The organism is Luteibacter sp. P4_D7_3 (genome assembly GCF_056401735.1).
In genome coordinates, this window is record NZ_JBFUIT010000112.1 from 1 (window position 1) to 11,662 (window position 11,662).

General features: G+C 66.1%; 8 protein-coding genes and 1 pseudogene. 7 read left to right on the forward strand and 2 right to left on the reverse strand.

Annotated features, from left to right (window positions below; translation table 11 throughout):
* Positions 1-996, forward strand: a pseudogene (locus AC1DSN_RS11710) (hypothetical protein); the annotation flags it as partial.
* Here AC1DSN_RS11710 and AC1DSN_RS11715 read toward each other — a convergent pair.
* Complete coding sequence (locus tag AC1DSN_RS11715; protein ID WP_477297853.1) at positions 989-1,477, reverse strand: RDD family protein; 489 nt, start codon at positions 1,475-1,477, stop codon at positions 989-991. The pseudogene AC1DSN_RS11710 and the gene AC1DSN_RS11715 overlap by 8 nt on opposite strands.
* Positions 1,478-1,571: 94 nt before the next feature.
* On the opposite strand from AC1DSN_RS11715, the gene xerD reads away from it, so the two are divergent.
* From xerD to AC1DSN_RS11740, 5 genes are all read left to right on the forward strand, one after another.
* Positions 1,572-2,498 carry a site-specific tyrosine recombinase XerD gene (gene xerD, locus AC1DSN_RS11720; RefSeq protein WP_477330794.1) on the forward strand — a complete coding sequence of 309 codons (927 nt, stop codon included), beginning with the start codon at positions 1,572-1,574 and terminating at the stop codon, positions 2,496-2,498.
* Positions 2,499-2,588: 90 nt separating this feature from the next.
* Positions 2,589-3,338 carry a DsbC family protein gene (locus AC1DSN_RS11725; RefSeq protein ID WP_477297854.1) on the forward strand — a complete coding sequence of 250 codons (750 nt, stop codon included), beginning with the start codon at positions 2,589-2,591 and terminating at the stop codon, positions 3,336-3,338.
* A gap of 152 nt (positions 3,339-3,490) precedes the next feature.
* A complete protein-coding gene (gene purL, locus AC1DSN_RS11730; RefSeq protein WP_477330796.1) occupies positions 3,491-7,354 on the forward strand; it encodes a phosphoribosylformylglycinamidine synthase in 3,864 nt (1,287 codons plus the stop codon).
* Between the two features lie 16 nt (positions 7,355-7,370).
* Positions 7,371-8,231: a glycosyltransferase family 2 protein gene (locus AC1DSN_RS11735; protein WP_477330798.1), complete on the forward strand. Its 861-nt coding sequence runs from the start codon at positions 7,371-7,373 to the stop codon at positions 8,229-8,231.
* Positions 8,228-9,133: a DMT family transporter gene (locus AC1DSN_RS11740; RefSeq protein WP_477330800.1), complete on the forward strand. Its 906-nt coding sequence runs from the start codon at positions 8,228-8,230 to the stop codon at positions 9,131-9,133. Before AC1DSN_RS11735 ends, AC1DSN_RS11740 begins: the two co-directional genes overlap by 4 nt.
* Positions 9,134-9,143: 10 nt before the next feature.
* On the opposite strand, the gene AC1DSN_RS11745 is transcribed toward AC1DSN_RS11740, so the two are convergent.
* On the reverse strand, positions 9,144-10,286 hold the full coding sequence (locus AC1DSN_RS11745) for an aldose epimerase family protein (RefSeq protein WP_477295293.1): 1,143 nt from the start codon (positions 10,284-10,286) through the stop codon (positions 9,144-9,146).
* A 133-nt stretch (positions 10,287-10,419) separates the two neighbouring features.
* Between AC1DSN_RS11745 and AC1DSN_RS11750 the strand changes: the two genes are divergently transcribed.
* The gene (locus AC1DSN_RS11750) at positions 10,420-11,130 is read left to right on the forward strand and encodes a FadR/GntR family transcriptional regulator (RefSeq protein WP_213948606.1); all 711 of its coding nucleotides are present in this window, start codon (positions 10,420-10,422) and stop codon (positions 11,128-11,130) included.
* Positions 11,131-11,662: the final 532 nt, after the last annotated feature.

Below are 11,662 nucleotides of genomic sequence, written 5' to 3' on the forward strand. Positions count from 1 at the left end.
CCCTTGCCCGACGCGGTGGCGAAGCCGTCCGTCTCGGCGCCTGTCGCGACAGTGGACCGGCCCGCGGTGCAGGCGCCTGCGGTGTCACCCGGCGAGATGCAGCGACCGGTCGCCGGCATCGATACGGCCCCGTCCGCGCCGGGCCAGGCTCCCGGCGACATCGCCGCGGGCGAGTCCGCGGCGCAAGTCGCCGCGACTCAAGGCAAGCAGGGCGAGGATCAGGCGGCCGAGGCGGTCAAGGGGCAGTCGGCAGGCAAAGCCTCGCCTGGCGAGGCCGACGTCTCCGGCTCGAGTACGCCCGGCGCGGACAAAGAATCCGGCAAACCCGGCGCCGTGAAGGGCGTAGACGAAGGCGAGCGGCTCACCGGGGCGAGCGGCACGTCGAACCGCAGCGACGGCGTGGTCGGCGGACAGGGTGACAAGGCCGGTCAGGTGGGCGCGTACACGGAACTGAAGCCACGCGGCAACGTCACCGTGCAGAACGGCCCGCACTTCCACGTCGACTACAAGCCGACACGGTTCGACGGCGCGTGGACTCCGAAGGGGGAGTCGAGCGTAGATACCGCGGTCCGTCACGGTGTGGAAGCCACGACGACACACGCCGTCGTGTCGCTTCCGCGCGGCATCCGTCTCAACTGTACGGCCGGCCCCGGCACGGCAGGCGCCAAGGATGCGAGCGCCACGATGAATGCGATTTCGATCTTCAGTCTGGGTTGTGGCGTTGGCGATGGCCCACCGAAGCCGGCCAACCCGGACGCCACCGCAAAGAATCAAACCATGGCTCCGGCGAAACCGCTGGCCGAGAACCTTCCGCCCGCGAATTCGGCGACGGTGGCCGCGGCCCCCGTGGCCCTCGACAACACGGCGTACTGCACGGCGGCAAGGATTGCCGGCGGCCCGTTGCCACCGGGTTGCGAGGCCTCGATCAAGATCAACGTCCCCGCGCCGAACGCGGCGAGCGGTTCGTGGGTCCCCGCCAGCGATCAGTTCAAGTAGGCAGGCGCCGGATCTCGGTACCGGCGACCATGTCATGGATCGCCCGGTGACGGCGGTCGAACCAGGCGGGAAGCAAGAGCACGAGCCAGCCGACCACGGGGGCCCACAGCGCAGCCTTCATCGACGTGAGCGGGTAGATGAGAACCAGGGCGAGGGGTAGGGCGGCGACGATGAGCCTTACCAGGCCGCGCTTGCCGTTGACGGGCGCGCCGCTCGCATCCGTGACCCGGATACGCCACGGACGCATGCCGAGTGTCTGGCCACCACGCATCCAGGACGCCAGGAAATAGGCGCCCACCACGAGTCCCTGGAGTGGCTGGTACCACCAGGTGAGCATCCGGCCGTGGTCGTCGAACAGGTGACCCCCTGTGACCATCTGCGAGAGCAGCCCCACGACCATGACGATGGCGACCACCGCGAGGACGTCATAGACGATCGCCGCAAAACGGCGCCAGGCGGGAGCGGGTGAGGTGGGGATCATGCGATTCCGTGGCGTTGGCGACGCGGCATTGTAGACGGCGCCGATGGCGCCCCGGCATGAGAGTATTCGGGCATCGCTTGCCACGCCCGAATTCATGTCCGTCGATACCGCTATGCCTTCCGCTGAACTTGCCGCCGACGATGCTCGCCTGATCGAGCGCTTCATCGAGCGCGTGTGGGCGGAGGACGGGCTTGCCGACCGTACGCTTGAGGCTTACCGGCAGGATCTCCAAGGACTGGCGCGCTGGCTCGGTACCCGCGGACGTTCGCTGGCGACGGCGGGCCGCGAGGATATTTCCGCGTATCACGGCAGCCAGCCGGTAGCCGTGCGCAGTATGGCGCGGCGCCAGTCGGCGTTCCGCCGCTTCTTCGCCCAACTCGCGCGTGACGATGGTGCACGCGAGGATCCGACCCTGCTCATGCAGCGTCCGCGCATGCCGCGCAGCCTGCCCAAGGCGTTGGCCGAGCGCGAGATCGAGGCGCTGATCGTCGCGCCCGACCTGACCCATCCGCTGGGTCAGCGTGACCGGGCGATGCTTGAATTGATGTACTCGTCAGGCCTTCGGGTATCGGAACTGGTGGAGTTGCCGCTGACGGGCCTGAATACGCGGCAAGGTGTCCTTCGCGTCACAGGCAAGGGCGGCAAGGATCGGCTTGTGCCGGTGGGCGAGGAAGCCCTGAATCATGTCGAGACCTACCTGCGCGAGGCCCGGCCACAGCTGGCCAGAGGCCACGGCCAGCCGATGGCGCTGTTTCTGTCCCGTCGCGGCGACGGCATGACGCGGCAGATGTTCTGGACCCTCGTGAAGCGCTACGCCCTGCAGGTAGGCATTCCGGCGAAACGCGTCTCCCCGCACGTCCTTCGGCATTCGTTCGCCACCCACCTGCTCAATCACGGTGCGGACCTTCGGGCCCTGCAGATGCTGCTGGGCCACAGTTCGCTCAGTACCACCCAGATCTACACGCTGGTGGCGAAAGAAGGGCTCAAGCGGCTTCATGCCCAGCATCACCCGCGCGGCTGAGCGCCCGTGGCACAATCGGGGGAACCGATGGCGAGGCGCGTGTTCCAACACCTGCCCCGCACTTCCCCCGGTAGCAGATTGGAGTCCGCTATGTTCAAGAAAATCCTTCCGGCGATCCTGGCCGGCGCGTTCGCCGTGACGGCTGCCGCTGCCGACGACCAGGCCGCCGTGCGCGCCGCCGTCGAAGGGATCGGCCCCGGTATCGAGGTGCAGAGCATCGCCCCCGCGCCGATTCCCGGTTATTACCAGGTGATCGCGTCGGGTCGCATGGTGTATGTGAGTGCCGATGGGCATTACATGATCAACGGCAACCTGATCGACCTCCAGAAGAAGTCCGATCTCAGCGCGGCGGCATGGTCCGGCATGCGCAAGGCCGAGCTGGCGAAGGTTCCCGAGTCCCAGCGGCTGATCTACTCGCCCGCCAATCCGAAACACAAGATCACCGTCTTCACCGACGTGGACTGCGGGTTCTGCCGCCAGTTGCACGCGCACATCGGCGAGTACAACAAGCAGGGCATCGCCGTCGAGTACGTGTTCTGGCCGCGCGAAGGCGTGAAGACCACCTCCGGTAACGACACGCCGTCGTACACCAAGGCCGTGTCGGTCTGGTGTGCCGCGGACCGCAAGAGCGCCTTCGATTCGGCCATGTCGGGGGCGGCGGTCAAGACCGCCAGCTGCACCAACCCGGTCAAGGACGAGTTCGAGCTCGGCGAGCGTCTCGGTGTGAACGGCACCCCGACCATCGTCGACGAGAACGGCGATGTCATCGGTGGCTACCTCACCCCTGAGCAGATGCTCAAGGCGCTGAGCGCTCCGGCAGGCACCGCCCGGAGCGGCTGAGCCGGGCGGCTGAGGCTGAGCATCGCCGCTGAAGCGGCTCCCACAAGGGCGGGCTTCCTGTGGGAGCCGCTTCAGCGGCGATTCCCTACGCAAGATGCTGCCGCGCAACATCATGTAGAATAGGCGTTTTCCTGCAGCGCCTTTTCCCCCGCATGATCGCACTCGACGGGCAGAGCGCCCTCTCACCGTTTCGCCTCGAACGACTGAACGCCCACCTGGATGCCCTGCATCACGGTACGCGCGTGCAGGCCGCCTGGTTCACCTACTTCGTCGACGTCGCCGTCGCACCGGAAGGCGAGGCGCGCGCGCGCCTGTTGTCCGTGCTCGAGGCAAAGCCGGGCAGTCCCGAGGACGCCACCTTCTGGGTGGTGCCGCGCCTTGGCACCATCTCGCCCTGGTCCAGCAAAGCGACCGACATCCTCCACGGCGCCGGTTTCGACGTGCGCCGGGTCGAGCGCGGTACCGCCTGGCGCGTGAGCGGCATGCCCGGTCCCAGCGATCCCGGTTACGCCGCCATCATGGGCGCGTTCTGCGATCCCATGGTGCAGTCGCCTCTGGCGTCGCTGGCCGACGCATCGGGCCTGTTCCTCGCCGGTGAGCCGGGCCCCCTGGGGCACGTGGAGCTCGGTCTCGATCCACGCGGGGCGCTTTCCGCGGCCAACCAACAGCTGGGTCTTGCCCTGGCCGACGACGAAATCGACTACCTCGCCGAGCGCTACGCCGAGATGGGCCGGGCGCCGACCGATGCCGAGCTGATGATGTTCGCGCAGGCGAACTCCGAGCACTGCCGTCACAAGGTGTTCAATGCCACCTGGACGCTCGACGGCCAGACGCAGGAAAACTCGCTGTTCGGCATGATCAAGAACACGCACCAGAAATCGCCGGCGCACACCTTGTCCGCGTATCACGACAACGCGGCGGTGATCGAAGGTTACGAGGGCAACCGGCTCTTCGTCGATCCGAAGGACGGCGTGTTCCGCACGGTGGCGGAATCCGCCCCGTTCGCGATCAAGGTCGAGACGCACAACCATCCGACGGCGATCGCGCCGTGGCCGGGCGCTGCGACCGGTGCCGGCGGCGAGATCCGCGACGAGGGTGCCACCGGTCGCGGTGGCAAGCCCAAAGCAGGACTGACCGGCTTCTCGGTATCGCACCTGCGTATTCCCGGCCTGCCGCGTCCCTGGGAAAAGGATCGTCCGCTGCCGCCGCGCATGGCGTCGGCCTTTGAAATCATGCGTGACGGCCCGCTGGGCGCCGCCGCGTTCAACAACGAGTTCGGTCGTCCCGCGCTCGGCGGTTACTTCCGCACGTTCGAACAGGAAACCGGCGACAAGGGTGTCCGTCGCGGTTACGACAAACCGATCATGATTGCCGGCGGTCTCGCCGCGATCCGACCCGATCACGTGCAGAAGCGCAAAGTGCGTCCGGGCGACAAGGTCATCGTGCTCGGTGGTCCGGCCATGCTGATCGGCCTGGGCGGCGGTGCCGCTTCGTCGGTCGCTTCCGGTACCTCGAGTGCGGAACTCGATTTCGCCTCGGTGCAGCGCGACAACGCCGAGATGGAGCGCCGCTGCCAGCAGGTCATCGACAGCTGCTGGGCGCGTGGCGACGAGAATCCCATCGTCAGCATTCACGACGTGGGTGCGGGTGGTGTCTCCAACGCGATTCCCGAGATCCTCAACGACGCTGGCGTCGGCGGCATCATCGATCTCTCCGCGCTGCCGTGCGACGACCCGACCTTGTCGCCGATGCAGGTCTGGAGCAACGAGTCGCAGGAGCGCTACGTGCTGGCGATCGGCGCGGAAGACCTCCCGCTGTTCGAAGGCTTCTGCGCACGCGAGCGTTGCCCGTACGCCGTCGTCGGTGACGCCACGGCGGAACCGCGACTCATCGTCAAGGATCCGCGCCGCGACCTCACCGTGATCGACCTCGGTATGGACGTGCTGTTCGGCAAGCCGCCGCGGATGCATCGCGATGCCGTCCGCGTGAAGCCGCGCGTCGATCTCGTCGCCGACCTCACCGGTATTGGTATGGACGAGGCACTGATGCGCGTCCTTCGTCTGCCGGCCGTGGGTAGCAAGAACTTCCTCATCACCATCGGCGACCGCACCGTCGGCGGGCTCAACGCGCGCGACCCCATGGTCGGGCCGTGGCAGGTGCCGGTGGCGGACGTGGCTGTGACCATGACCGACTTCGACGGCTATACCGGCGAAGCGATGGCCATGGCCGAACGTGCGCCGATCGCCCTGCTCAACAGCGCCGATGCCGCGCGCATGGCGGTGGGTGAAGCCATCACCAACATGGCTGCCGCCTCGCTGAAGCTCGACGAAGTGCGTCTGTCCGCGAACTGGATGGCCGCCGTGAACCACGCCGGCGAAGACGCCGCGCTGTTCGACGCGGTCAAGGCCGTCGGCATGGAGCTTTGTCCCACCCTCGATATCTCGATCCCCGTCGGCAAGGACTCCCTGTCCATGCAGACCGTGTGGACGGACGAGACGGGCAAAGCCCAGAAAACCGTTTCACCGGTATCCCTCGTCATCACCGGCTTCGCCCGCGTGGACGACGTCCGCCGCACGCTCMCGCCGCAGATCAAGCTCGACCGCGGCGATAGCGAGCTCTGGCTGATCGATCTTGGCGCGGGCCGCGATCGCCTTGGCGGTTCGGCGCTCACCCAGGTTTTCAACCGGGCCGGCGGCGTACCGCCGGACCTGGACGATCCGAAGCGCCTGCGTGCGATGTTCGAACTGATCCAGGAAGCGAACAAGGCGGGCTTGTTGCTGGCCTATCACGACCGCTCCGACGGTGGCGCGATCGTCGCCCTGCTGGAAATGGCGTTTGCCGGCCGCTGCGGCCTCGAGCTGCGTCTGGACGGCTGGGCCGAAGCGACGCTGCGCTCCCTCTTCAACGAAGAGTTGGGCGCTGTCGTGCAGATCGCTGCCGCCAACCGCGAGGCGTTCGAGCAGTTGCTCGTGAAGTACAACCTCGCCGGCATGACGCACCACGTGGGTCGTCCGAAGGAAAAGCTCGGCATCAAGCTCCACCTCAACGGCGAGACGGCGTTCAAGTGGAACTTCACCGAGCTGTTCCGCGCCTGGAACGAAACCAGCTACGCCATGCAGGGCCTGCGCGATAACCCGCAGAGCGCTGACCAGGAGAACCACTGGCGCCTCGACGATGCCGATCCAGGCATCTCGCCGAAGCTCACCTTCGACCCGGCTGAAGATATCGCGGCGCCGTACATCAACACCGGCGTGCGTCCGCGCGTCGCGATCCTGCGCGAGCAGGGTGTGAACGGGCAGGTCGAGATGGCGGCGGCGTTCAGTCGCGCCGGCTTCGATGCGGTGGATGTCCACATGTCCGATCTCGCCAGCGGTCGTCACCACCTGAAGGATTTCCGCGGCTTCGCCGCCTGCGGCGGCTTCTCCTACGGTGACGTGCTCGGCGCGGGTCGTGGCTGGGCCACGTCCATCCTCTACAACGATGCGCTACGCGAGCAGTTCGCGCGCTTCTTCGAGGACGGCACCAAGTTCGCCCTCGGGGTTTGCAACGGCTGCCAGATGATGTCGCAGCTGAAGGACATCATCCCGGACGCGAAGCACTGGCCGCAGTTCCTGCGTAATCAGTCCGAGCAGTACGAGGCACGCCTGGCGACGCTCGAGATCCTGGATTCCTCCAGCGTGTTCTTCCGCGGCATGACCGGTTCGCGTATTCCCGTCGCCGTGGCACACGGTGAGGGTCGGGTGTACTTTCCGAACGTCTGCAGCCCGTCGAAGAGCCATGGCTCGGCACGTTTCGTCGACAACCGTGGCAAGCCGACGGAGAGCTACCCGCTCAACCCGAACGGATCGCCGGGTGGCCTGGCCGCGTTCACTGCTGCCGACGGTCGCGTCACGATCATGATGCCGCATCCGGAGCGCGTGTTCCGTACGGCGCAAATGAGCTGGCATCCGGAGAACTGGGGCGAGGATTCACCGTGGATGCGCATGTTCCGCAATGCGCGCGTGTGGGTGGGCTGAACGGAGTAACGGTTCGGTGACGGTTACCGCAGGTCTTACCAGTATCGTCATCGTGCTCGCCGACAGCGGGCCGTTTACGCGCGAGTGCGTGGATCACGCACTCGCCAGTGACGTGCCCGTCGAGATCATCATCGTCGACAACGGTTCGACCGACGGTATTCCCGAAGCGCTCGATCGGGCCTATGCCGACGACGAGCGCGTTCGCCTCGTCTACAACCGGGCCAACCTCGGTTTCGGRCCGGCGGTGAATCGCGGTGCGGCGCAAGCTCGCGGCGACCGGCTGTTGGTGCTCAATCCCGATTGCCTGGTCGAACCCGATACGATCGCGCGCATGGCGTCGCACATGAACGTCCACACGGGCATCGTCGGCGCCGTGGTCTGCGACAGTGCCGGTCATCCCGACGCCGCGTCGCGCCGGCGTGATCCACTGCTTCGTCGCTCGCTGAATACCGTGCTCGGCAGGAAAGGCGTCGATGGCATCGACATCGAGGGGCCCATGCCGGACGGTGCGGAGGAGGTCGAGATCGTCTCGGGTGCCATCCTGTTGATGTCACGCGCGGTGTTCGAGCGGCTCGGTGGCTTCGACGAAACCTTCTTTCTCCATTGCGAAGACATGGACCTGTGTCGACGTGCCCGTGATGGTGGCTATCGCGTCGTGCTTGCCGGCGACGTGCGTGTGCTGCATGGCAAGGGTGGCTCGAGCCGGCATCGGCCGGTCTTCGTCAGCCGTCACAAGCATCGCAGCATGTACCTGTGGTTTCGCCGCCACGATCCCGCCGCCAGTAACGCGCTGGTCCGCAGCGTGGTCTGGTTGGGCATCTGGACGCATTTCATCCTGAAGATTCCAGGCCAGCTCGCCCGGCGTCGTCGTCGGTGAGCGGTAAGTCGTCGCGCGACAGCGGGCTCGCCACCCTTGGCCTGCTCGCCGTCACGGCGATCTGGGGCTCCACGTTCGTTCTCATCAAGGATGTCGTCGGCCGAATGTCGGTCACCGATTTCCTCGCCGTGCGCTTCGTTATCGCGGCTGTGACCATGTTGGTCCTGTTTGCGCGGCCGGTCTGGCGGCTGAGTCGTGCACAACGGGTGCGTGGGCTTGCCCTGGGGGTGCTTTACGGGTTCGCGCAGTGGTTGCAGACCGAAGGGCTTGCGCTCACGTCGCCGAGCGTCAGCGGTTTCGTCACCGGCATGTACGTCGTGATCACGCCCATCCTCGCGTTACTGATCTTTCGCCAGCGCATGCCGACCACCACGTGGCTCGCCGTGGGCGTGGCCATGGTCGGACTGGGCGTGCTGGCGTTGAACGGTTTCGAGGTCGATCTGGGCGTCCTGCTGACGCTCGCCTCGGCTGCGCTGTACGCCTTGCATATCGTCGGCCTCGGTCATTGGTCGAAGCCTGGCGAAGCGTTCGGCATGTCCGCCGTCCAGATGATCGGCATCGCGGCGGTCTGTCTGTTGGCCACCATCCCGCATCACGGCCCGGCGCTGCCGCCGGATACGAAGGCCTGGGTGGCCGTGCTTTACATGGCGCTGGTCGCCGGTGCGTTCGCCATGCTGGTGCAGACCTGGGCGCAGACCCACATGCCCGCCACGCGCGCGGCCATCGTGATGACGACCGAGCCGGTATTCGCCGCGGGCTTTGCCGTGCTCCTTGGCGTGGACGTACTCACGACGCGTATGGTCGGTGGCGGGGCGCTCGTGCTGGCCGCGATGTACATGGTGGAGCTCGCGCCACGCTTCCGCCGGAAGAAGCCGGCGGAAGCGCTGCATCACGAGGTCTGACGCGGGAACGTTACTTCGCGCTCTTGTCCACGGAGAACTTGTACGTCATGACATTGCGGTAGGTCTTGCCGGGCTCCAGGCGAGCCGAGCCGAAGTCGGGGTGGTTCGGCGTATCGGGAAACAACTGCGGTTCCAGCGCGAAGGCATCGCCCTGGCGATAGACGCCTCCCGATTTACCCGACGTGGTGCCGTCGAGAAAGTTGCCCGAATAGAACTGCAGGCCGGGTTGGGCGGACCAGAGCGACAGCACGCGTCCCGACTTCGGATCGCTGACCCGGGCCACCTCACGCGGCTGCGCCGCTTCCTTCCGGGAGATCACCCAGTTGTGGTCGTAACCGCGTCCGAAGACGATCTGCTCTTCCTTCGCGTCGCGGACGTCCTTGCCGATCGGCTTGGCCTTGCGGAAATCGAAGTCGGTGCCCGCCACGTTGCGCACCTCGCCGGTGGGAATCGCGGTGGCATCCGTGGGCAGGTAGGCATCGCCGGCGATCATCAGGCGTTGGTCCATCACGCTGCCGGAGCCTTCCCCGGCGAGGTTCCAGTAGGTGTGGTTGGTGATGTTGACGATCGTCGGTGCGTCCGTCGTCGCCGTGTACTCGATGGTCAACTCGTTCTTGTCGTCGAGCGAGTAGGTGGCGGTAGCGGTGAGTTTGCCGGGATACCCCTGGTCACCATCCGGGCTTACATAGGTAAGGGTCACGCTGGGCCGCGCCCCGGACTCGACCTTGTCGACGCTCCAGATCACCTTGTCGAAGCCGACCTTGCCGCCGTGCAGCGAGTTGGGTCCGTTGTTGACCGGCACGTTGTACTGCTTGCCATCGAGAGTGAATTTGCCTTTGGCGATGCGGTTGGCGTAGCGCCCCACCGTGTTGCCGAAGTACTGCGGCATGGCGAAGGTGCCCTTCAGATCCGGGTAGCCGAGCACAACGTCGCCGGATTTGCCGTTTCTGTCCGGGACGTCGAGTGCATAAAGCGCCGCGCCGAGCGAAAGAACCTTCGCGGTGACGCCATGACCGTTGGTCAACGTGACGAGCGTTACATCCTTGCCGTCCGGTGTCGTGCCGAACGACGCCTTTGAAGCCTCACCGGCCGAAGCGGCCGTCGCCGTGGCCAGCAGGACCGCCGTGACCAAACTCGTTCCGAATTTTCTCATCACTCACTCCGGCTGCCAGGAATCTCCCGACAAGATCATATTTGTCAGACAAATGACAAGTTGCGGTGCGTCATCGTCCTGGAGCGCAAGTCGGCTACGATGGGCACTCCGTTTCGTCAGGTGTTGGAACGCCATGGCTTTGAAAGCAGGGGGGACGCGCAACCTGCACGCGCGCGTCATCGAAGAGATCGGTGAATCCATCGTCAGTGGCGTACTCCGTCCGGGTGAGCCGTTACCCGGCGAGTCACAGCTGGCCGAGCAGATGTCGGTCAGTCGCACAGTGCTTCGCGAAGCGCTGAAGGTTCTTGCGGCCAAAGGCCTGATCGAGACCCGGCAGAAGACCGGTATGCGCGTGCGCGATCCGACCTTCTGGAACCACCTCGATGCCGACGTGCTTTCGTGGCGTTGTGCGGCGATGCCAACCGAAGACTTCGTCGAGAAGCTGGTCGAGATGCGCGAGATTATCGAGCCGGCCGCGGTCATGGCCGCCGCTCGCCGCCGTTCGCCCGAGCAACTGAACGCGATCGGCGTAGCGCTGGACGCCATGGAAGACGCCCCCGACCTCGATGCGTGGGCAGCGGCCGACCTGCAATTCCACGACGCCGTGCTGGTCGCCACCAACAACGAGCTACTCAGCTCGCTGTTCTCGGTGATCGAAACCGCCCTGGCCACGTACTTCGTGATGTCGGCCCGGACGGCGAAGAACTTCAAGTATTCGCTACCGCACCACCGCGCGGTGTACGAAGCCATCCGTCGCCGCCGGCCCAACGAAGCCGCTGTCGCCATGCGCACGATGATCGCGGACTCGCGTGCCAACATGCGCAAGGGCAAGCGCCGCGGATAGCTCCTAACGCAGGAGCCGATTCATCGGCGAAAGCCAACGGAGCGGTGACGGCGTACGCCTGTCACCGCCGGTCGCCGCTGGTCGCCGCCGGTCGCCGCCGGTCGCCGTGTCGAAGCCGCGAGGGGCAAGGCCCTTGGGGCCGCGGCGCGGCTCTTCGAGACGGGCCGTAGGCATCGCTCTCGCTCGCCCGTGAACTGAGCGGCCCTCAGCTTAGGCGTCCCCAAGGGCCTTGCCCCTCGCGGCACCGAACGCTGAGGTTGCATGTGGCCGAGCAACAACCAGCACGATGCAGCACCGCTCTTGTAGGAGCCGATTCATCGGCGAACCCTCAGCGGTGAYGTCRCGAACGAGGCWTTGCGTCGCATCGTGCAGGCGTTCAACCGCTCGCCCAAKCMCCACAAGGCCTCGTTCGCAARCCCGACARCCYGAGGGTTCGCCGCTGAAGCGGCTCCTACAGAAAGCAGCCTGGTCGCTCATCAAGCCTCGAGCAACGAAGCGGCGTGGCGCTTGTGCCGCACGCAACCTCAACGTC